Source organism: Sphingobacterium thalpophilum (assembly GCF_901482695.1).
Classification (GTDB): Bacteria; Bacteroidota; Bacteroidia; order Sphingobacteriales; family Sphingobacteriaceae; genus Sphingobacterium; species Sphingobacterium thalpophilum.
Genome location: NZ_LR590484.1, coordinates 4602201 through 4623526, shown reverse-complemented (window position 1 = coordinate 4623526; position 21326 = coordinate 4602201). Strand labels below are relative to the sequence as shown.

The following is a 21326-nucleotide window of genomic DNA, read 5'->3' as shown; positions in this document are numbered from 1 at the left end:
TTAAAAAAACAAGTTTGGACATGAACAAAATAATAATTGGCTTTATTTCCTTATTAACCCTGCTATTCACCGCTTGCGGTCAGGCGGGGTCAAATAAGGATGAAGCGGAACAGCAGCATTCGCAGGCAACTCCGGAAAGCAACGGACATACTACCCAAACAGGTGAATTGGTTCCATCGGATGAAGTCTGCATGGTCAACGATGCCTATATCGGCAAAAAGCAGTTTGAAGTAAAATTTGATGGTAAAACCTATTACGGATGTTGCGAAATGTGTAAGGAACGTATTCCAAAAGATGTGACCGTGCGGATGGCGATAGACCCCTATTCCCATAAGCAGGTAGACAAAGCTAATGCGGTGATTGCTGTGACAGGAAATAACGGTGAAGTTTCTTATTTTGAAAACAAGGCGAATTATGCCAAGTATGTGAAAAAACAGTAGACACAAAAAGATGAAGCCACAATAAAATAATTATGACCATAAAGAAGAAAATCATATTGGGGCTGGCTGTCGTCCTGATTGCCATACAGTTCTTTCAGCCCTTACGGAACCAGGCGGTTGAAGTGCCAGCCACCCATATCGAAAGGGTGTACGCCGTACCCCAAAATGTAAAGACTATCCTTGTTCAGTCCTGTTATGACTGCCATAGCAACAATACCCATTATCCGTGGTACAGCCGTATCCAGCCCGGCGCATGGTACATGGCAGAGCATATAAAAAAGGGGAAAGAGGAACTCAACTTTAGCGAATTTGGCGACTATTCTGTCCGCAGGCAGCGAAACAAGTTCAGGGCTATGGCCGGGCAGGTTAAGGACGGGGAAATGCCGTTGTCATCATACACACTAATTCATCGCAATGCAGTATTGTCACCGGAGGATAAGCAGGTTTTGATAGCGTGGTTTAGCACAATGGAAGACAGCATTAAATAAAATTTTTCAAATCATGAACAGATATAATAAAATACCTATAAGAATTTTGCAAACAGTGCTGATACTGCTTTGCACGCAAACGCTGTTTGCACAGAGAGTGGTGCATTACGAGCTGTATGTAAAAGATACGCTTGTCAACTATGCAGGTAAGCAAAAAAGGGCAATTGCCGTAAACGGGCAAATCCCCATGCCCACCCTTACCTTTACCGAGGGCGACACTGCCGAAATAGTGGTGCACAACCAATTGAAAGAAAGCACATCACTTCACTGGCATGGCGTGTTCCTGCCCAATAAAGAAGACGGTGTGCCCTGGCTTACACAAAAACCCATCGCACCGGGCACAACCTACACCTACCGTTTTCCGATTATCCAGCATGGTACGCACTGGTACCATTCCCACTCAGGATTGCAGGAGCAGATTGGCATGTACGGAAGTTTTATCATGAAGAAAAGAAGCGATGATAAGACATTCAGAAAAGGAATTGACGATTTGCCGACCGTTCCAATTATATTAAGTGAGTGGACAAATCTTAACCCCGATAATATCAACCGTATGCTACACAATGCAAATGATTGGGCGGCCATTAAGAAAGGCGCAACACAATCATATGTTGAAGCTATTAAGGAGGGAAAATTAGGGGTAAAGGTAAAAAACGAGTGGAAGCGGATGCTGGCGATGGATGTCAGTGACGTTTACTATGATAAAATCCTAATAAATGGTAGCCATAGCACCGATTTGAAAACAATTGATGGTAAAAAGCTAAAAGCAGGCGACAAAGTCAGATTGCGTGTTTCCAATGGAGGGGCGTCTTCCTATTTCTGGCTACGGTATGCTGGAGGAAAAATTACAGTAGTAGCGAATGATGGGAATGATGTTGAGCCTGTAGAGGTGGACAGGTTAATCATTGCCGTTTCTGAAACTTACGATATTGTAGTGACTATCCCTCAAGATGGTTTGGCTTACGAGTTCTTAGCAACAACCGAAGACAGGACACAATCTGCGAGTTACTTTATAGGTGATGGGGTCAAACAGCTTATTTCTCCACTCCCACGATTGAAGTATTTCGAGGGGATGAAGATGATGAACGATATGATGAAAATGAATGGCGATTTGGACGATATGGGCATGAAGATGAGCCTTAACCAAATGGACATGAATGTAGTGATGTATCCCGAAATTACCGGAGATGCAACAAAAAAAGCAGACCACAGTAAGCATGAGGGTATGGATATGGATAACGACGCTAACCGTTACAACGCTAATGCCTTGGGAGACATCAAAACATTAAATTATGCTATGTTGCAATCACCTTATAACACCTCTCTTCCAAATGATGCGCCTGTAAAAGAGTTGAAATTCACACTTACTGGCAACATGAACCGCTATGTATGGAGCATGGATAATAAAATACTTTCGGAAACTGACAAAATACCTGTAAAAAAAGGAGAAATTCTACGGATTACCATTTATAATAATTCAATGATGCGGCATCCAATGCATCTTCACGGATTTGATTTCAGGGTGATAAACGGAAAAGGCGAAAAATCGCCGCTTAAAAATGTGTTGGATATCATGCCTATGGAAACAGATACCATTGAGTTTTTAGCAAATGAGGAAGGTGATTGGTTCTTTCATTGCCATATATTATATCACATGATGGCGGGAATGAACAGGGTCTTTGAAGTTGGAGACTACAATAACCCCTATCTACCCGACAAGGCAAAAGCCTATAAAGAATTGCAAAGAGAAAGTAATATGCCTCATTTTATGGCACAAAATGATTTTGCAACCAATGGTAATGATGGAGAAGCTATGCTAATGAATGCACGCTACCAATTAGGAACAGAATGGCGTTTAGGCTATAATAGTATGCACGGTTATGAAGTAGAAACCCATTTAGGTAGATACATTGGAAAGATGCAATGGTTCATGCCCTTTGTAGGTTTTGATTACCGCTACCGTAAAATGGGAGAAGATGAACACGAAAAGAACATATTTGGACAAACCAACAAGAAAGATACCCGCAGGGCGTTCAGTTTAGGGTTTATGTATACGTTACCTATGCTCGTCAATTTTCAGGCAGAAGTATATCATGATGGAATTGTGAGATTGCAGTTAATGCGTGAAGATATACCAATTTCAAAAAGACTAAGAGGTGGTTTTATGGTGAATACCGACTTAGAGTATATGGGAGAACTTAGGTATATCATTAATAAGAATATAGGTATCCGTACCCACTATGATAGCGATATGGGCTTTGGTGTGGGGCTGGCATTGACTTATTAAAATTAAATAACTAAGGGTTGTAAACTGCATAACCGTAAAAAAATATCGGTAAAAAAAAGGAGGTGATGCAGGTGTAATTCGCAAAGACTAACCTGCATCATACTACAACCCTTTAAAGTATGCAACAAAAATCTATCTATCGTTCCATCATCAATACGGTAGAGGTTGAATTTTTTTAAGCAGTAATTGCATCATAAGCTAATACGAACAGTGTTAGCTTTTCTGTATTAACCAATAACATCTATTTCAAAATAAACAGATGAATAAATTCTATAATGAAACCCTACATAAACTGGAAACAGCAATCAATGAATTAGAAATTGAAGCCGATTGCTCCATACAACGTATGGAAGCGGTTATACATCTCATTCTCGAATGCCTGTCCGAAGTAAAAGAACATGTTCTGAAAAGAGGATTTAAGAACATCGAAGAAGAAATCAGATTTTTTAAATATCAGAAACCCGTAATCCTGTCAAAACTCATTTACTACAACGCCATTTACAAAATCGAGACAAAGAAACCCTATGGTGCAAAGCCCATAAGGAAATACCTCAACAAAGAACTGAAAAAGCTAAAGAGGTTCTTTGACAACAACCTTGATTTTTACAAGTATTACCGTAGCAATAACTCGCTCCTTGACGAGAAATATTTTGTTCGTGGCAGGCATGATATAAAGCTGTGGTTGGATACCTATTATTTCCAGTCCGACCAGTCCTTTTCAACCTCTCACGACTACAAGGTCGCCAAGATAATAGCCAACGATTTGATACAGGTCTACATCGAAGACCAGTTGTATCACAAATTCAAAAAAAATAAATCGAAAGCCCAAAAGAAGCTGAAATGGACAGGTAGCAAAGTGGCGTTGATAGAACTGATTTATGCCCTGCATTATCAAAACGTGTTTGACAACGGGAACAATGATATAAGGGAAGTAGCCCAATATTTTGAAAGTGCCTTTGGCATTGACTTGGGCAATTTCTATCAGACCTATTTGGAGCTGAGAAACCGGAAGATGAACCGTACTAAATTCCTTGATGCGCTTCGGGAGGAACTTATACGGAGAATGGACGAGCAGGATGAAAAGTAGGCTTTGGGCGTGCCACCGTCTGCATTTTATACCCATGCCCAGGCTAAAAAAATGCAGACGGGTCGGGCTATCCGCTATATCTTTTGCGGATCTGCGAGGACCGCAAAAGGATGTCGCTTCTATCCCTCACGCTGTATGCCGTCCAAAAAACAAAACATTTATTTCCTTTTTGGTTTCCTGTTATCAAACTCAAAGGAGGTTTCGGCTTTATCGTTCATGACGATATAGGCATTGAATTTATTGCCCGAATTGCTTTTCATGCCTTTGATAAGGTTGGTCTTTCCTTTGGTCAAAAGACTTTCTATATCGGCAAGGCTTAACGGCACTCCGCAAACAATACGGAATTGAAGCCAACCACAAGCCTCATCGGGGCATTTTACAACCTTGTTCCAAATCAATAGCTGACGGCTCTTGCATTTAGGGCAGTTCAGTTCGGGTTGCTTTTCATCGGCAATGCCCGTGTCCAAAAGTTCCCGTGTAATGGAAGTGGCATAGGCTTCCATTTCACGGTGAAAAACACCTGCATCCGCCTCGTTGTTTTCAATTTTCTGCAATGCCATTTCCCATTCGGCGGTCATGGCTACATCGGCAATCTTTTTGTCCTTTACAGTCCCGTAAACCTGCAATCCCTTATGGGTAGGAATAAGGGATTTCTTTTCACGCCTAATGTAATCCCTCTTAAAAAGCGTTTCTATAATAGAGGCTCTTGTAGCAGGTGTACCGATACCGATGTCTTTTAGGGCTTTCCGTTCGTCCTCGTTATGGGGTTCCTTTCCGGCATTTTCCATTGCGGACAACAGACCTGCCTCGGTGTAAAGCACAGGCGGTTTGGTTTTCTTTTCCAGTACGGATGCCTCTTTGATTTTCAGCTCATCGCCGACCTTTAATTCCGGCAGTTCCTGCACAGGCTCGCTGTCCTCATCTAAAAATTTTTCTTTGATGCCACGCCATCCGGCTTCGGTAACTTTACATCCTTTCAGTGTGAAATCATAGTGTAAAGCCTGCAATCCGATGTCGGTTATTTCTTTGGTACAGGCAGGTGAAAGGGCTTCCAACAGGCGGTGCGCAATCATATCATAGATAACATTTTCGTGTGCGGACAGTTCGGACGGGATTTTCTCGGTAATCAGCAGACCATGGTGGTCTGTGACCTTTACGTCATTCACGATGCGCTTATTGAAACGACCCCATTTCACTTTTCCGACCGCTTTTTTGCAGGAAGCCCGTGCTTCCAAATTTCTTACCAGTGCAGGGATTTCCGACCACATACCTCCGAGGATGTACTTGCTCCCTGTACGGGGGTAGGTGATAAACTTCTTTTCATACAGACTTTGGGCAATGTTCAATGTTTCTTCGGCAGTGTAGGAAGCCCTTTTGTTTGCTTCTTTCTGCAATCCCGTAAGGTCGAACAGCAAAGGCGGTTGCTCCGACAGCATTTTGGTTTCCACCGCCGTAACGGTCGCTGTTCCGTTACGCTGAATAGATTTCAGCGTATCGTCAGCGAGTTTTTTGTCATCCCATTTGGTCTTAGAAAGGCTCTTAAAGTCCACAAATTCTTTACGGTGTTCCAACTGGATTTGAAAGTATTTCTTGACGGCAAAGTCTTTGTTTTCCAAATACCGCTTACAGATAAGGGCAAGCGTTGGTGTTTGTACTCTACCAAGCGAGTAAACGCCACGCCCTGCCGAAATGCTCAACGCCTGCGAGGCATTGATGCCCACAAGCCAATCGGCTTTGCTCCTTCCTTGTCCGGCTCTGTATAGCCCATCAAAATCGCTTCCGGCTTTTAGGTTGTCAAAACCCTGTTTAATTGCCTTTTCTGTGAGCGAGCTTATCCATAGACGTTCAAAGGGTTTACGGCATTTTAGGTATTCATAGATGTACCTAAAGATGAGTTCCCCCTCACGTCCGGCATCAGTAGCCACGATAATACTATCGCATCTACCGATGACCTGTTCGATAATCTTCAACTGTTTTAACGCTCCGTTATCGGGAACATAACTTTTGTCCTTTTTTATCTTCCGTACCGTAAGGATAAAAGGGTCGGGCAATATGGGCAGGGCTTCCCTTTGGAAGCCCGACACCCCGTAATCTTCGGGCATCGCCAGTCCGACCAAATGCCCCAATGCCCACGTAACCTGATAGCCGTTCCCTGCGAGGTAGCCATCCCGTTTTTCGGTCGCTCCCAATAGGGTAGCTATTTCCCTCGCCACACTTGGCTTTTCTGCAATGATTGCTTTCATAATACTATCTCATTTGAATGGTTGAATGTTAGATTTCTCTTTGAGAAACCCCTCCGTTTTCTGTGAGAGGGGATTTCCAAAGAGAAATGTTTTTTTAATGGTGTTATCTCCTTACCCCTCTGGATTTAGCCGGACGGTTGTGTTCATTCTGCCGTTGCTGTTGTGTTTGATTTTTCGGCTTTTGTTGCTCCGGTTTCAGAGGCTCGTTGATGTGCTTGGTAGCCTCGTTGGTTTTCCCGTTGGAGTTTACGGCAACCTGTGTTTTGTGCGCCTCGGTAGGCTGTGCCTTATTTTTCAACGCATTGGGGTTTTTAAAGCTGAAATCATAATTTCCCGTCTCTTTGTTAAGCGTGACATATCCTTTATACGGGTTTCCTTTTCCATCCTTGAAATCCGAAACGTAAATCGTCTTGCCCTCGGTGAGTTGCTTGTATTGTTCATCGGAGAACGTTTTGCCACGGTAGTATTTCGGGTCGTTTTCCTGTGTCTGTTTGGGGGCTTTATCACCAAAGAGAAACTCCGTATATTTTTTGTCGGCGTTGAACTGCACATGGGCATTTTTGTTCGTACTGTTCTTAAAATCCAACCCCTCTAAATAAATGGCTTTCCCATCTTTCAAATCCCGTTTTTGGTCTTCGGTCAGTTTTACGCCCTTAATCTCATCGGGTACTTTTATCCTGTCCTGCCGGAATGCGATAACCTCGTTCGTTAGGTGGTCGATACTGATAACGGAGGGTATCTTTTCGCCTGTCTTGCGGTTGGTCAGTTCCACCACACGCCCCATGTTTCCGGTTTTGAGCAGGTTTTCCCTGTCCTCTTTGGTAAACTCGTGACCAAAGAAAGGGGCTTTGAGGTTGGGTTCGTGGCGTACACCGTACATCATAAGTACAGGTTTTCCGTCTTCACCGTCTTGAAAACCGAGCCTTGCATCCGAGCGCATGATAACCGCACCGAAATTGACACTTGTGGGATATACGTTATTGGTCTTATAGCCCTTTAACAGCAAATCCAACTGCCCGTCCTTTTCAAGCCTCTCTTTGTTTATCCCAAATTGCGCTAAATAATTCCAGTCCACATCTTCCGCCTTATAGCGGTATTCGTTTTTCTCCTGTACTTGCTGTGTTTCCGGTGACGCCTGTGGTGCTTCCACATCCTTTTCGGTTTCCTGTTGTTGCTCTTTTGGCTCTGTGACCTCATGCTTTGCCATGACAGCCTCGCCCTCTTTGGTGGGCGCATTGACCTGTTTCTGCATTTCTTTGGCGGTTTCCACCGCTTCCTTTGCAGGTACTTTGAAGAACGAGAAATGGGTCGGGTCTTTAAGCTGTCGCCAAAAGTTGGAGAAGAAATTCGTGAACAAATCTCCGGCTCTGTCCACCCGCATAAATTGGCTTTGGTTTTTCTTGGTGGCATCAACGGTTTTCAGATTGCCGTTTTCGTCAACACCCGTGACGGCTTGGATTTTCTTTTTCTCCTTGTCCATCACCAACAGCACATCCGAAAGCTGTTCGGGATATTGCTGTGGATTTTCATTTGTCTGTTCGCTCATGATATTGATTTTTTAAAGTTTACATTGTCCGAAAGTAGATGAAGCAGGTACGGCATAGCCGTACCCGTCTTTTCGTGGTAGGGTTTGTCATCGGTTTTCTTTTGTGCGCCGTATAGGGGCTTTGAAACTTTCCCTGATGAACTGGTGTACATCCGATAGTTTGTAGTACAGTTTTCCGCTGATGGTGTAATACGGTAACTTGCCCGTGGAGCGGTATCGTTGCAGAGAGCGGTGGCTGATTTTCAGCATGAGGAGCAGGTCTTGGTTGTCCAGTAATTCCTCGCCGTCTATGCTGTGCCGTTCTTTCTTGATGTTTAGGACGTACTCTTTCAAAATATCGAAACGCTCCATAATACGTTCCATCCATGCGATAAATTCCATTCTGTCAATGTTCATAGCAATACTTTTAATGATTTCTAACACCACAAAATTGGAGTGATTGGCGGAGGCTGTCGTCCGATACGTGTCTATCAAAAAGGCATTTTTTTTCATTTTTTTACAATTCAAGTAAAGTGCCGTTTTTAGGGTTTTTTCGCACTTTTGGTTAATTGGTCGGCATCCAAATCAATGGATTTGCTGATAGACACATATAGGCAAACGGGCAAAAAAAGGACAGCACCGATTGATGCTGTCCTTTTTGATGGAAAGAGAAGACAAAATTACAAGTTGTCTTCCCTGTCCATATATTCCTCTAAGCTGTATTTGAGTTGGTCTAAAAACAACGTTCGTGAGCCTGCACGGGTTTTCATCCGGTGGAAGCTGTTATGGATGTCGTTCAGCGAGATACGGAACAGGATTTGGAATACCATGCTGATTTTGCGGATGCCTATTTTCCCGTGCGAAATGGCATCGCAGGCGTAGAGTGCATAAATCAATTCGATAAGGGCATTTTTTGTCTGTGTCCAAAAGAAGTCTTTTGTTTCTCCGTGTTGTAGCAGTACATCGGGGTTTTGTTCGGGGCTTAGCTTTGTCGTCAGATAGTTATAGATTAATTCGTTGGCTATGATTTTTGCCACTTTGTAATCAAAGTAGGTCGAAAATTTGGGGTCGATTTCAAATACAAAGCTGTTCAGCCCATCATAATAATTAATGTTTCCCAACGTGAAATAATGCCCGTCACGGTCGGTTCTGCCGGAACGGAAGTACCTGTAAAATTCAGAATTGCAGATATGCTCTTGGTACTCCTGTTTTAAGTCACGCAGTTGCAGAGCGAAATAGTTTTGATACAAGTGTCCATTACCCACGGGGCATGACGTTTCAATGCGGTACACCTTATTGTAATAGATAAGTTTTCCGAGGATATTCGGCTTTACCTGTTTGAAAAAATGTATTTCCTCATCCTTACTTGAAAAGCCGTCTTTTATTACGTCATCTTTGACAGTACTTAATAGCTCTTGGAGGTAAACCGTCATCTTGTATACCTCGTCAATGAAACTGGATGTTTCGGCTGACAATTTTCTTTCTTGCTTTTGTATTTCAGCCACAATATTGTTCAAAGGATGTCTCATAGCTAAGGTTTTTTTAAATTGAACAGTATCACTATCTAGACACAAATATTGTCCTTAACAATGGGTTTCTTTCATGAGACAGGTCGAAGTCAGGGAAGATAATTAAAGATTAAATGAGCATCTTATTCCTTGTTTACGCTTTGACAACATCATTTTTATGATATTTTTATCTATATTGTCAATATTTTTTGTTTCAGCCGTTTTTACTGATTTCTTTTAATCTGTAAAAACGTTATCAAACCGTATGTAACTTTTAAAACCAACAAATTAAATATGGGAGAATGGTCGAAATCCATTGGAGAAAAGGGCGAATATATAGTCAAATTTATTTTTGAAAATATCTTGAACTTCAACTCTTTAATAGAAAACCCTTCAATCGACTGTATTAAGGGCTTTAAACATAAAGACAAATATGCAGAATCAAACAAATCGTCTCACGGAATAGACGGGCTGATTAGCTATAAAAGTCCATTAGAAGACTATAGTCTTGACATCGGCATTATTTCATCTAAGTATGTAGGAGGTGAATACCCCAAATATCCGTCAACCCTGTTCAAATCCCACATAAAAGATTTAGCTCAGACTTTAGAGTGTTTTTACAACTCTAAATTAAAAAACAATATAAATCAGAATTTTACAGGTGTTAACAAAACAGAAATTTTCGGCATTTTAGTTTGGTTGTCAAATACAAGTGATTTGAATTTTGATTTAGTCTCAAAGGTTGATAACATTCAAATTGATACGGACTTAGTTTTTGATAAAATAATACTATTGGACAATAGCAAAGTCAATTTCTTATATGAGAGTATCTTTAGAACAAAAGAAATATTTGGGAACGATAATGTTGATTTTGTCTACCACAATAGTGGTCTAAACTTCACTTCCATTCAAGAAAACTCTTATGGAAAAATCTTTCCTTTAAACTATTTATACTCCGACATAATTGCACTAAGGACAGCAAAGAACAACAGAATTACATTAAGTATATTCATAAATGATGACTTCGAAGAAGAACAATTTGTACAACTTTTAAATTTTGCAAAATCATTTGACCATTTAAATGCAGTTGATAAAATAATCTTGAGCTATAAGACGTATGATTATTTGACAAATGAAAATATTGTGAAAGAAAAGCTTGTAAAATTTCCGATGTATAAGCTCGGTGAAAATTTAGAAATAAAGAAGTTCCCGTCTGATTTTAGAAATTAATGATATGAATAAAGATATTTTACCTCAAGGAGATTATATAAGACAGCTACTTGTTAAATCTAATGTCACAAACGCAAACATAAACTTTCTTATGAGAGAAAAAGGAGTGTTTCTTGGTCATAACGAGAAGAATAACTCTGTTCCATTGTTAATGAAAAGTGTTATAAGTCCGAGGGATTATTCTGTTTTATACGACACGCAAAAAACGAAAGAAGAAAGTATAAAATATAGGACTTCTTCAATCAAATGCAATTCAGACTTTGATTTTACAGATATTTTTGATACTGCAATTGACTTGCATACTCTAATTGTTGACAAACATACATACAAACCAAATTATAAAATCATTGGTAATCCAACTTTCTATTTCGAAGACGAAAACACTGCAATATTTGAATATCAGATAGAACGAGAGAACCTACTTAGTGATTGGACAAATAATAAAACCTATCACAACGGAGCGATAACACTGAAGAAAGTTTCTGAACAGGACATTCAGATTTCAGTACAACAAAACTCAACATCAAAAGAGACTTTTGAAGTCAATAATTTGATTATGAATGTGGTGAAAGAAAAGCTCTTTCAAAAATCAATAGTCAGTTCAAATGATGATATTATTACCGTTAAATTTAATCATTTTGATAATTCTTCAAGAATTAAATTTTTCTATTCCTTTGCAAGTGACTTCAATATTTATCTCGAATTCAAATCTATAACTGACATTGATGTTTATTTAGATGAGAATGTTGAAAGCCATAACGATGTAAAGATATTTTTAGATGAAATAGACAATTTAAAACTGAATGGAAAAGGGCTACAGAACCACATATTACTTAATAAGGTCGAATACTTTCCCAAATTAATATTTGGCGCAGTAAAATTTAGATATAAACTGAATTATAGTGGTATTGAAGGCTTTGCAATAATTAATCTTGGCTTTCCTGATTATGTGAAATCTAAAGACGAAAATTCAGATTTTCAAATTTCAATCGACTTAGTTCTAAGTAAACAGGACAAAAATCAAAAAACTGACAATGCTATAAGAAAAAAACTACTGGAATTATTTGAAATTAAAAAAGTTGAAAGCTATGAAAAATTCAAAATAATATAGCTGAGGATATTACCTTTTAAATTTTCTCCCTTTAATGGTAGATATGGATTCTTTAGTTTTATTAATCTTTTCCACGAATATATCAGATTGGTACGGACTGTCTTTAAGTTGGTTTAATCGTCTTAAATCTTCCAGAAAAGAGTTCGAGTTCTGTACCAACGGGATCACAAAGAGCGTGCTAAAGCACGCTTTTTTAATTTAATTCATATCTTTTCGGCGTTTCTTCACTAATATTCAATTCATTTAAAGATATATAAAACCATTACCATCTGATGTCCATTGTGGTACCCATGTTAATGGCTTATTTTTGGACACCACGAAGAATGATTGCTAGTGATGATTTGGTTTGACCTGTATCACCCCGCCTGATTTATATAATTTGTCCTTAAAAGGAAGGACATCACTTGACCAATAATATCCACTTAAATATTTATTATAGTTAGTATATGCTTGTTGTTTTCATAATAATATGTTTTGGAATTATACTAAAGCCCATAATGCTCCAAATACCTATCCCTAAACATAAATGCCTCTGATGTCTCATCCACAACAAAATTCACCATCCGCTTTTCCACTCTTCCGTTATCACCACTATACTGCTGAGCATCGAAGGATGCAGGGAACGGAAATTGATTGATAGCATCAATGTCCATTTGCGATTTAATACTGTCAAGCTCCGCCTTGGTTATCTTTTTAAAGGTTTCTACTAAATAGGAACCAAACATATCGTACACCAAATTTGCGTATTCTAACGGCGTTATAAGCTCATTGAACCTATTAGAATAGCCGAAAATGGAAACTTCTGGATATACTTGAACAAGCTGACCCCTCAAAATTGAAATAGATTTAGGGATGCATATTGCGTTTAAAGCTGTTATTCAACTGCCATACTGGCTCATGTTGACCCCCTAATTTATTTTTCAGTTCATTTCGCTGGAGCATACTGACCCCTTAGCAAGTAGTTTTTGTTACTTAGTGATCAAACAATTTGGATCACTGATGGCTGGAAAACCAAAACGAATGAGTCAGATAAAGCAATTAATCAGATTGTACCAGAGCGGTAGCGGGATAAAAACAATCGCCCGCATCCTTGGTATGAGCAAGAATACGGTGAAGTCCTATCTCAAAAAGATGGCCGACGGCGGTTTCAATACGGAAGAACTTCTTAAACAGGAGGATCCCCTGTTGGAAAAGTCGTTCCACGCAGGGAATCCTGCTTACAAGGCAGACAAGTTTGAGTACCTAAAAAGCCGTCTTGACTATTATGAAAAAGAACTTAAGCGTACCGGAGTTACCAAGCTGCTGCTCTGGCAGGAATATATAGAAAGTGATCCCACCGGTTATAGCTATCCACAGTTCAACTATCATTTAAGGCAACAGCTTGTCTCGCGCAAGGGCAGCATGGTGATTGAACATACCGCCGGCGATAAACTATATATTGACTTTTCCGGAAAAAAGCTCCATTATATTGACAGGTCCACCGGGGAGCTGGTCGCCTGTGAGGTATTTGTGGCCTGCCTGCCCTTTTCAGACTATGCGTTTGCAATCGCTGTACCATCTCAGCAGACCCCCGACTTTTTTTATGCACTGAGCAGCTGCCTGGAGTCTCTTGGCGGTGTGCCAAAGGCCATTGTTCCCGACAATCTCAAAGCAGCGGTCATCAGGGCCGATAAATATGAGCCGGTCCTGAACCAGGCCATGGAGGACTTTGCCAATCACTACGGCACAGCTGTGGTTCCGGCGCGTGCAGGCCGCCCAAAAGATAAATCATTGGTAGAAAATCAGGTGAAAATGATCTATACCCGTGTTTTTGCACCACTGAGAAACAGGCAGTTCTTTGATATCCATACGCTCAATGAAGCTATAAAGGTATGTATGTTAAAGCACAACCAGACCCGGATGCAGCAAAAACCATACTGTCGGGAAGAGCGGTTCTTAAGTTCCGAAAAATCAACATTGGGCGAACTTCCCAAAGAACGCTTCGAGCTGAAGAGCTACGCTGAACTCAAAGTTGGGGATAACGGACATATCTACCTGCAGCGCAATAAACACTATTACAGCGTACCCTTCGCTTATATCGGAGCAAAGGTAAAGATCATTTACACACGCAGTATGCTCTGGATCTATTGTCGGGGCAAACAGATTGCCTCGCACATACGCAGTTACAGGGAAAATGCGTACACCACTCTGGCGGCACATTTAAAGTCCGAACATCAGGCGTATAAGAACCGCTCGCATGAAACGTACCTGACAAGGGCAAAAGCACACTCTGCGGAGTTCGCCAAACTTCTGGAGGCTCTGTTTGAACGGGCACGTTATCCCGAACAGTTATTCCGTACCTGTGACGGACTGTTCAGGCTAAAACGGGATTTCCCGGCAGAAGAGTTTGACAAAGCATGCAGTTACGTACTAAAAAACAAGCTATATACCTACTACTGCTTTAGGAATGTACTTGAAAACGGAACAGCAAACAGTCAGCAGGAAACTTCCGTAAAAAGCTCCCTGCCGGAGCATGCCAATATCAGGGGGAGAGCATACTATGCAGGCAGCCAGCCGACACTGTTTGATCAGCCAAACGATGGACCGGCAATACAATGATCGGCAGGAATGAACAGAATAAAATAAACAATAATAAAATAAGATGAATATTGAAACACAGATGAGAGCGTTGCGCTTACATGGTATGGAGCGTAACTGGAAAGCATTGAATGAAACCCGCCGCAGTACAGAACTCTCCCTTTCCGAAGGACTGTCCCTATTGCTTCAGGCAGAATCAGATGAACGGGATGAAAAAAGGTTTGAGCGCCTCAAACAGAATGCCGGGTTCCGCTATCAGGCTTCCATAGAAGAAATAAACATGGTCGCTACCAGAGGTTTGGACAAGGGATTGATCACTACGCTGGCTACCGGCGAATACATCAAAAAAGGAGATCCGATACTCATCAGCGGTGCTACCGGCTGTGGGAAGAGCTTCCTCTCTTCGGCATTGGGCCATCATGCCTGTGCGCAGGGGTATAAAGTCCTGTACTTTAATCTGCAAAAACTACTTCTAAAAACTAAAATGGCCCGCCTGGAAGGTACACTGCACAAGCTGATGGACAGGATATCAAAAACAGACCTACTTATTGTCGATGACTTCGGCCTGGTAAATCTGGACCAGCAGCAAAGGCTGGATCTGATGGAAATAATCGAAGATAGACACGCTAAGGCCTCGACAATAATTGCCAGTCAGTTACCTGTGGCCAGTTGGTATGATGTAATCGGTGAAGATACAATTGCAGACGCAATACTCGATAGACTGATCCATGGATCTTACAGAATCGAACTTAAAGGCGAAAGTCTAAGAAAAAAGAAGTAATATTGGCAGGTCATCAGTTGGACTGAAGAAAGCCTTGATAGAGGGGTCAGTATGTCCAGCGGAGGGGTCAACTTCAACATTATATCCAACTTCTTTGGTTGTTACTCCATTCAACTGTCTGTCTTTAAAAGCTGGGCGAAATTTAACGGTATCCGTATTGTAAACAGAATCGTAAAAAAATTTGTGCGTACTCCGGATCGTATCAAAATACAATGTAAAATCGTAATTCCCCTTTTGCATCAATTTCTTAGGTGTCAATACGTTTGCCCAAATAAAATCGAAAACTAAATTTGCAATCTGCCCATCCACCCTTGGTCTTTTGAATAAAATGGAGGCTCTTGACAATCCTTCATCATCATCGATGCTCCAAAATCTGCTAATAGTTACTTCCATATTTTAGATATATTTATAATTGAGCTTTATATTTAAACTTACCATTCCTTTCTAAAACGTAAGTCTCGTCCTTGAAAATGGGTTTTTCTTCCATCCAGTTACTGCTTGTAACTGTTATTTTGTCTTTTTCTATTTTACTTGTTTTACCAAATGCTGATTCTGCTACTTCGTCATAAGCAATGTCCAGCTTGTCGATTATTTTGTTTTCCTTATTTACGGTAATCAAAGTGGTGAACAGTTCGTTTGCACCGCATTGATAGGAAACGACTATAGCGGCAAAGTTTTCAGAAAAAGGTATTTTATAGTGTAACCTGAAATTCATTGCATCTTTACACTTGGGATCAAACTTGATCCGTTTAAGGAATCCTTGTGTGTCAGGTTCACCGGAATTTTCAAAGTTGTCGAAATTGGTAGAGTCCATTATTGGAAAATGCCGAACGTTGAGCCCAATAAGCATATCGGCTACGGCATACTTCAACCTAACAACGGTGGTATCGTTTTCAATAAAATAGTACTTTATCCGTTCTCCGGCTTGACTTCTGACAGATGGTATAGTGTCCGGTTTAAATCCTTCTTTTATAAATATCAGGTTACCTAGCCATTCCGGGCTTCTGGGCAGCCTAAAATATCCGGTACTGTCGGTCGTTGCTGTCGAGCTGTTCTTCCTTTCTTCCTCAAATATGGTTACACCTTGAATCGGCTTGTCGTTTTCATCCAGCACTTTTCCCTGATAAAAATTATTGGCTGAATTGCAAGAAATATGTGTCAGTATCAGAATATAAAATATGGGGTTCCTTAAGATCATAATAATTGGTTATTCCTATGATGAATACATCAAAGTCTTTGCCAAAATTTTTGATTGAGAAGTGCAGCCCAGCATTTTAATCAAGGTTTTTTATTGCCGATCACATAAATCCTCTCTCGAACACTCTACAATGCCAAATGATACATATTAAGTTTTTAAGAGGCCCAATTCCAATAACTTTAAAGTTCCTATTTCATTATTTGAGATGTGTTTTCAGTTTCTTTACCCACTATTATTTAGAGGAAGCTTTATAAGAAATGGTGGAATCAAAAAAGTAATGCCAATAAGGGTCTGGGGAATGAAATTCCTCCAGACCTCTTGTTGAAATTTATTTCCTTACCAACGGTTTAACCGTGGAAAATGACGAGCACTTTTTCAATTATTACAAGGATAACAAGTGGAGAAATAATAAGAATAATATTGGCTTAAAACCTGCATTTAATGGATTGATTATTGCTCCAGTTGCTTTTGCGCATTCTTTAACGATTGCTGATCTTTAGCCATACAAATTATGGTACTAATTTCATTTTGAATTAAGATCACCGATTTTGAATCCTTTGCTATCCAAACTTTATCGGGATAGCTGAACGGATTAGATAGCTGGTTCCAAAATTTTTTTATAGGAACCATTATTCGGTAACCTTCAAATCGAATATTAAATTTATTTTTGGTCTGTTTTGATAACCAATCAGTATATTCAGAAATAAGCAATGTTGATAAATGAAATTCAAAAGAAACCCAATTACCTTTTTCATAGATATTTACAATAGGATCTTCATTAACCATCTCATTTTTATTAACCATAAATAGATCTGCGACCCTACTGTTTAAAATAAATATTATCTGATCCTTGTTTTCTTCAAAGCTAGAGAAGAATCTATTTTTTCGGTCAGTTATAAAATCAGAATATTGATTTACAGTTCCAAAAAAAGAATCATCATTATAAATTACCTCATAATCAAATAATGCATTGTAAATCGCATTAATTTTTGTTTCAAATTCAGAAATATTCATTTTTCAATGTTGATAATTATCTAGTTTCGCTCGACTGTTCCTAATACGGAAACCACCAATGCAAAAATGATGCTTTGCCGATTTTGAATATATTACAAACAGCTCAAAACTCATTAGAGGTTCTTTAATAATAGCTCCCTAAGTTCTATTATGAGGTACATAATACCGAAAATGTAAAATACTTGCTATTTATTTAACTTTAAATATTCTGGCCCTTCATTTCTGCACACCTTCAATTTGCACTTTTCTAAGTTTGCCGTTATTTTCAACACTGTAAGTTTCGATTCAATTATACACTCCTCGTTCATCCATTTGTTGTTTGTAACAGTTATTTTGCCTTTCTCTATTTTTACCTGTTTTACTGAACGCGGATTCTGCTACTTCATCATGAGCAATGTTTAGCTTGTCCCTGATAAAAATTATTGGCCGAATTGCAGGAAATAAGTGTCAGTATCAGAAAATAAGTATTATTCAGTGCAGCCTTAATTCTTCATTCACCAAATCCTGCTGTTCCAACTCCGCATAAACTTCTCATAACAGCTCTCATGCTGTCGGGCTCGTTTTTGTAGATTTCCATTGGCATAATTGCGCAATGATTATACCCAGGCTTCTTTTTAAAATTCCTTTCTCAAAAAAGAGAAAGTACTGTTGCTTCCACGTCCGGATGCACATCTATATTTAGCCAATTTAACCCGAACTATTCTGCATTTTTTTTCACCACATCGACCATATGGTCAAGATCAAACGGTTTTTCTATGTAATCATCGGCCTGACATTCTTTTGCTGTTTTAGCAATATCACAAGAAGTCGATGTCAGTACAGACGAAAGATCTTCGGTTTCAGGGTCAGCCTTGAGCTCTTTTATGACTTCCGATCCTTTTTTCCGGCCCTTAATATGATCGTCAACCACAACAACATCCGGATCGATTTCATCTATGCGGTCGACAGGTTCTGGTGTCAGCGAAGAAACCACTTCAAAACCTTCGTCTTCCAGCACTTCATCCATAATATTCAGGATATCCTCGTTGTCCTGAATCAACACCACCTTTTTCTTCATCTTACAGTATTTTTGACATAAATTTATAAAATTAAAACAATAGCAATCTGTTTTTAATAAAAAGATTTTGATATAACGTACGTTCTTACATTTCTAATCGCAAATGGCAGTTATTTTGGTAGTATTCCGACTTCTCTCGCTTTATTAATTACCGTTACAATATTATCTGTCTCGAACTTATGCAACAATGTCGCCCGATGGGTTTTCACTGTCAGCGGACTGATAAATAGCTCGGCGGCAATTTCTGCAGATTTCTTGCCCTCCGCCAATAAGTAAAGGATCTGCTTTTCTCTATTTGTCAATTCCGGAATTTCTTCAGGATTCTTAAGTTCTGCTAGGTCAAAGTTTGCTTTAAGCTCATTGCTGAGTGCTATCTTTCCATTTACCACATCTAGCATGCAATCTAATATATCCTGAGCATCAGCCGTCTTCAATAGATAACCACTGGCGCCGTTCTGAAGCATTCGTTTGACGATACTACGTTCACTTAGATTGCTGATTCCAATGACGATCAGGTTTGGATAAGTCTTTTTAAGTTCTTTACATATTTCTATACCGTTGCCGTCGGGCAGCGTTATATCTAACAAGACCAGATCGATCTCGTTGATGCCGATAAACTCCGATAGGGCTTTCGATGTACCAAACTGCCCGCGCAATTCCAGACAGTTATTTCCCTGGATTACATTTTTAAAACCTTCGATAACCAATGGATGATCGTCGACGATGATTACCTGAAGTTTTTTACGCGTGCCCCACATACAATTCTATATTAACGTGAGTACCATTAGCCGAGCTATCTATTTCCATTTTACCACTAAGCAGATCCACGCGATTACCGATATTTTTCAATCCCCGGCTGGAAGTGGATACCTCGTCAGATACAAAGCCTTTCCCGTTATCCTCGACTGTAATAAAAATATATTGATCCGACTGGGTACACTGCACCATGATCTTTGAAGCTTGAGCATGTTTAACAGCATTGTAAACCAGTTCCTGTATGATACGGTAGATCATGACTTTTACCTGGGCAGAGAAATCCTCTTTGAAATCAAACGCCCTAAAACTGATTTTGAGCCCTGACATTACTGCCCCATCACAAAGATCCTTTAGTGCGACCGCGAGGCCAGATTGTACCAGAGATTCAGGCATCAAGTCTCTCGAAATACGTCTTAATTCATTTACGGAATGTCCCAGTCGATCGATCGTTTGATTTAGATCTCCATGATCCAAAAGTTGTTTTTCGGACACGAGCTGTGATAGGTTGAGCTTGATACCGGCCAGCATTCCGCCAAGACCGTCGTGAAGATCCCGCGCCAGACGGCCGCGTTCTTTCTCCTCCCCCTCCAACAATGCCTTGCCAAGTTCGATGCGTTGTTGCTGTTTCAGACTCTCTATTTCCCTGGCTGTCCTCAGTTTTCGCTGCCGGAACCAAATATAAAGGACAAGCAGAATACAGGTAAATGCAAAAATTGTTATCCATATGAGAGTTCTCTGCTGATTCGTTTTTTCCCTGGCCATGAACAGCTCCTTCTCTTTTTGCACGTAATTATATTGAGCTTCCAGATGGGCAATTTTAGTTTTTGTCTGCTGTGCATACATTTTTTCGGAAATATCCCTGTGGCTTTGCAGCCAAGCATACGCCTGTTTAAAGTTTCCCATAGCGGCTTCAATCGCTGCCAGATCGCCGAAAAGTTGCTTTTTATCCGTCATCAGCTCGACATAACCCTCATGATACATATTCAGTAATACTTCTTTCGCTTGTTTCCACTTCCTCTGCTCGCGTAAAAGTTCAGCTTTTTGGTAAAGCAGCTGTCTGATATCGTACCGGCTTTTCAGTTTTTCGGCTATGGTCAGTCCTTTCTCCACGGTCTGTTCAGCTGCAGTCCATCGCCTAAGCCTGATCAGATACATACTTTCCATCGCGTGGAAGTTAGGCGCATACAGCGATTGCGGATCCTCCTGTAAGGCGATGGCCGCTGTTCTTATATTTTTTCCAGCGTCATGGAGCCTTCCCATCAACAGATATACCTTTGCCAGATGGCAATAGACGTCGACCTTCCTGAGGTCCCGCGGCGCAAGCCTTTCAAATATCGAGGCGGATCTTTTTAAATACAAAATTGCTTTGACATACTCCCCATAATTCATAAAGGGCAAGGCCACATTGGTATATCCATCAGCCACACGCAGACTGTCTCCTCCTTTTGCAGCCAGTGGAATCACCTTATTCAGAAAAAGAGCAATATATCGTCTGTTGTCTCCCCTCAATTGCGCCAATACCCCCTTATTTGCCCAGGCGCGACTCTGGAATATATAAGATTCTGACGTACCGATCGCCGTAAGATGGTGTATCGCGGTATCGAAAACAGCCTCTGCCTTGATAGCAGAAAAATCCATATACACTCGTCCCAGGTAAAAATATCCGACACCTTGCTGAAGAGCATCTCCAGAGGCATAATGCAGTCCCCGGCGGATGAGGCGAATCGACTGCAAAGTATCACCAATACCAACCCTGTCCCCCCACTTATATAGCAATTCCGCTCGCCGTTGATCGGAGCCGGCGCTCTCTAGCTGCCGCTCCATATCCTGCACATGCAAAGAAGATTGTGCAAATCCGCCCTCTACAGAGGTAATTGTTAAAATACATAAAAATAAGTTGTTCAATAACATATGCTTATGCAGTCGTCGTGTAATATTAAGAAAATATTCAATATTCTTCAGCGGGATCGTAAAAAATACTCCTTAGGGAGTATTGCTTTAAGGATAAATTGCCAATAATTTTG

General features: G+C 40.4%; 19 protein-coding genes. 8 read left to right on the top strand and 11 right to left on the bottom strand.

The window, feature by feature from the left end; all coding sequences use genetic code 11:
* The first annotated feature begins 20 nt into the window (after nucleotides 1-20).
* From FGL37_RS19245 to FGL37_RS19230, 4 genes are all read left to right on the top strand, one after another.
* Nucleotides 21-440 carry a hypothetical protein gene (locus tag FGL37_RS19245; RefSeq protein WP_028069434.1) on the top strand — a complete coding sequence of 140 codons (420 nt, stop codon included), beginning with the start codon at nucleotides 21-23 and terminating at the stop codon, nucleotides 438-440.
* Nucleotides 441-472: 32 nt separating this feature from the next.
* Nucleotides 473-928, top strand: coding sequence for a heme-binding domain-containing protein (locus FGL37_RS19240; protein ID WP_028069433.1), 456 nt, complete (start codon nucleotides 473-475; stop codon nucleotides 926-928).
* A 13-nt stretch (nucleotides 929-941) separates the two neighbouring features.
* Nucleotides 942-3215, top strand: a complete 2274-nt coding sequence (locus FGL37_RS19235) for a multicopper oxidase family protein (RefSeq protein ID WP_028069432.1) — start codon at nucleotides 942-944, stop codon at nucleotides 3213-3215.
* A 259-nt stretch (nucleotides 3216-3474) separates the two neighbouring features.
* On the top strand, nucleotides 3475-4302 hold the full coding sequence (locus tag FGL37_RS19230; protein ID WP_028069431.1) for an RteC domain-containing protein: 828 nt from the start codon (nucleotides 3475-3477) through the stop codon (nucleotides 4300-4302).
* A gap of 158 nt (nucleotides 4303-4460) precedes the next feature.
* On the opposite strand, the gene FGL37_RS19225 is transcribed toward FGL37_RS19230, so the two are convergent.
* From FGL37_RS19225 to FGL37_RS19210, 4 genes are all read right to left on the bottom strand, one after another.
* Nucleotides 4461-6545: a type IA DNA topoisomerase gene (locus FGL37_RS19225; RefSeq protein WP_028069430.1), complete on the bottom strand. Its 2085-nt coding sequence runs from the start codon at nucleotides 6543-6545 to the stop codon at nucleotides 4461-4463.
* 103 nt (nucleotides 6546-6648) lie between these two features.
* On the bottom strand, nucleotides 6649-8091 hold the full coding sequence (locus tag FGL37_RS19220; protein ID WP_028069429.1) for a DUF3945 domain-containing protein: 1443 nt from the start codon (nucleotides 8089-8091) through the stop codon (nucleotides 6649-6651).
* A gap of 87 nt (nucleotides 8092-8178) precedes the next feature.
* On the bottom strand, nucleotides 8179-8583 hold the full coding sequence (locus tag FGL37_RS19215; protein WP_232048740.1) for a helix-turn-helix domain-containing protein: 405 nt from the start codon (nucleotides 8581-8583) through the stop codon (nucleotides 8179-8181).
* A 167-nt stretch (nucleotides 8584-8750) separates the two neighbouring features.
* A complete protein-coding gene (locus FGL37_RS19210) occupies nucleotides 8751-9599 on the bottom strand; it encodes an RteC domain-containing protein (protein WP_028069428.1) in 849 nt (282 codons plus the stop codon).
* Between the two features lie 273 nt (nucleotides 9600-9872).
* Here FGL37_RS19210 and gapS4a point away from each other — a divergent pair, with 273 nt between their 5' ends.
* Together gapS4a and gapS4b are read left to right on the top strand one after the other, a co-directional pair.
* Entirely contained in the window at nucleotides 9873-10808 is a 936-nt protein-coding gene (gene gapS4a, locus FGL37_RS19205) for a GapS4a family protein (RefSeq protein ID WP_028069427.1), read from the top strand.
* Between the two features lie 4 nt (nucleotides 10809-10812).
* Nucleotides 10813-11919 (top strand): GapS4b family protein, encoded by a 1107-nt coding sequence (gene gapS4b, locus FGL37_RS19200; protein WP_037532904.1) that lies wholly within the window; start codon nucleotides 10813-10815, stop codon nucleotides 11917-11919.
* 485 nt (nucleotides 11920-12404) lie between these two features.
* Here the strand turns inward: gapS4b and FGL37_RS19195 are convergent, their stop codons facing one another.
* Nucleotides 12405-12644 (bottom strand): hypothetical protein, encoded by a 240-nt coding sequence (locus FGL37_RS19195; RefSeq protein WP_051606739.1) that lies wholly within the window; start codon nucleotides 12642-12644, stop codon nucleotides 12405-12407.
* A gap of 295 nt (nucleotides 12645-12939) precedes the next feature.
* On the opposite strand from FGL37_RS19195, the gene istA reads away from it, so the two are divergent.
* Entirely contained in the window at nucleotides 12940-14517 is a 1578-nt protein-coding gene (istA, locus tag FGL37_RS19190) for an IS21 family transposase (RefSeq protein WP_232048733.1), read from the top strand.
* A gap of 43 nt (nucleotides 14518-14560) precedes the next feature.
* The gene (gene istB, locus FGL37_RS19185) at nucleotides 14561-15277 is read left to right on the top strand and encodes an IS21-like element helper ATPase IstB (RefSeq protein WP_138096862.1); all 717 of its coding nucleotides are present in this window, start codon (nucleotides 14561-14563) and stop codon (nucleotides 15275-15277) included.
* On the opposite strand, the gene FGL37_RS19180 is transcribed toward istB, so the two are convergent.
* The 6 genes from FGL37_RS19180 to FGL37_RS19155 form a co-directional block, all read right to left on the bottom strand.
* A complete protein-coding gene (locus FGL37_RS19180; RefSeq protein WP_028070811.1) occupies nucleotides 15260-15670 on the bottom strand; it encodes a hypothetical protein in 411 nt (136 codons plus the stop codon). The two genes, istB and FGL37_RS19180, sit on opposite strands and share 18 nt — an antisense overlap.
* Before the next feature lie 13 nt (nucleotides 15671-15683).
* Nucleotides 15684-16475: a carboxypeptidase-like regulatory domain-containing protein gene (locus FGL37_RS19175; protein WP_051607082.1), complete on the bottom strand. Its 792-nt coding sequence runs from the start codon at nucleotides 16473-16475 to the stop codon at nucleotides 15684-15686.
* A 450-nt stretch (nucleotides 16476-16925) separates the two neighbouring features.
* Nucleotides 16926-17489 carry a hypothetical protein gene (locus tag FGL37_RS19170; RefSeq protein WP_028070812.1) on the bottom strand — a complete coding sequence of 188 codons (564 nt, stop codon included), beginning with the start codon at nucleotides 17487-17489 and terminating at the stop codon, nucleotides 16926-16928.
* Nucleotides 17490-18186: 697 nt separating this feature from the next.
* Nucleotides 18187-18546: a response regulator gene (locus tag FGL37_RS19165; protein ID WP_028070813.1), complete on the bottom strand. Its 360-nt coding sequence runs from the start codon at nucleotides 18544-18546 to the stop codon at nucleotides 18187-18189.
* A gap of 110 nt (nucleotides 18547-18656) precedes the next feature.
* Nucleotides 18657-19304, bottom strand: a complete 648-nt coding sequence (locus FGL37_RS19160; protein WP_028070814.1) for a response regulator — start codon at nucleotides 19302-19304, stop codon at nucleotides 18657-18659.
* Nucleotides 19288-21207, bottom strand: coding sequence for a tetratricopeptide repeat-containing sensor histidine kinase (locus FGL37_RS19155; protein ID WP_232048739.1), 1920 nt, complete (start codon nucleotides 21205-21207; stop codon nucleotides 19288-19290). Before FGL37_RS19155 ends, FGL37_RS19160 begins: the two co-directional genes overlap by 17 nt.
* Nucleotides 21208-21326: the final 119 nt, after the last annotated feature.

Bases quoted from the DNA above. Each gene is read 5' to 3' on its own strand.
- FGL37_RS19165 (WP_028070813.1), bottom strand. From the start codon at position 18,546: ATGAAGAAAAAGGTGGTGTTGATTCAGGACAACGAGGATATCCTGAAT.
- FGL37_RS19210 (WP_028069428.1), bottom strand. From the start codon at position 9,599: ATGAGACATCCTTTGAACAATATTGTGGCTGAAATACAAAAGCAAGAA.
- gapS4a (WP_028069427.1), top strand. From the start codon at position 9,873: ATGGGAGAATGGTCGAAATCCATTGGAGAAAAGGGCGAATATATAGTC.
- istA (WP_232048733.1), top strand. From the start codon at position 12,940: ATGAGTCAGATAAAGCAATTAATCAGATTGTACCAGAGCGGTAGCGGG.
- FGL37_RS19180 (WP_028070811.1), bottom strand. From the start codon at position 15,670: ATGGAAGTAACTATTAGCAGATTTTGGAGCATCGATGATGATGAAGGA.
- FGL37_RS19225 (WP_028069430.1), bottom strand. From the start codon at position 6,545: ATGAAAGCAATCATTGCAGAAAAGCCAAGTGTGGCGAGGGAAATAGCT.
- istB (WP_138096862.1), top strand. From the start codon at position 14,561: ATGAATATTGAAACACAGATGAGAGCGTTGCGCTTACATGGTATGGAG.
- gapS4b (WP_037532904.1), top strand. From the start codon at position 10,813: ATGAATAAAGATATTTTACCTCAAGGAGATTATATAAGACAGCTACTT.
- FGL37_RS19235 (WP_028069432.1), top strand. From the start codon at position 942: ATGAACAGATATAATAAAATACCTATAAGAATTTTGCAAACAGTGCTG.
- FGL37_RS19170 (WP_028070812.1), bottom strand. From the start codon at position 17,489: ATGAATATTTCTGAATTTGAAACAAAAATTAATGCGATTTACAATGCA.
- FGL37_RS19215 (WP_232048740.1), bottom strand. From the start codon at position 8,583: ATGAAAAAAAATGCCTTTTTGATAGACACGTATCGGACGACAGCCTCC.
- FGL37_RS19230 (WP_028069431.1), top strand. From the start codon at position 3,475: ATGAATAAATTCTATAATGAAACCCTACATAAACTGGAAACAGCAATC.
- FGL37_RS19195 (WP_051606739.1), bottom strand. From the start codon at position 12,644: ATGTTTGGTTCCTATTTAGTAGAAACCTTTAAAAAGATAACCAAGGCG.
- FGL37_RS19160 (WP_028070814.1), bottom strand. From the start codon at position 19,304: ATGTGGGGCACGCGTAAAAAACTTCAGGTAATCATCGTCGACGATCAT.
- FGL37_RS19240 (WP_028069433.1), top strand. From the start codon at position 473: ATGACCATAAAGAAGAAAATCATATTGGGGCTGGCTGTCGTCCTGATT.
- FGL37_RS19175 (WP_051607082.1), bottom strand. From the start codon at position 16,475: ATGATCTTAAGGAACCCCATATTTTATATTCTGATACTGACACATATT.
- FGL37_RS19220 (WP_028069429.1), bottom strand. From the start codon at position 8,091: ATGAGCGAACAGACAAATGAAAATCCACAGCAATATCCCGAACAGCTT.
- FGL37_RS19245 (WP_028069434.1), top strand. From the start codon at position 21: ATGAACAAAATAATAATTGGCTTTATTTCCTTATTAACCCTGCTATTC.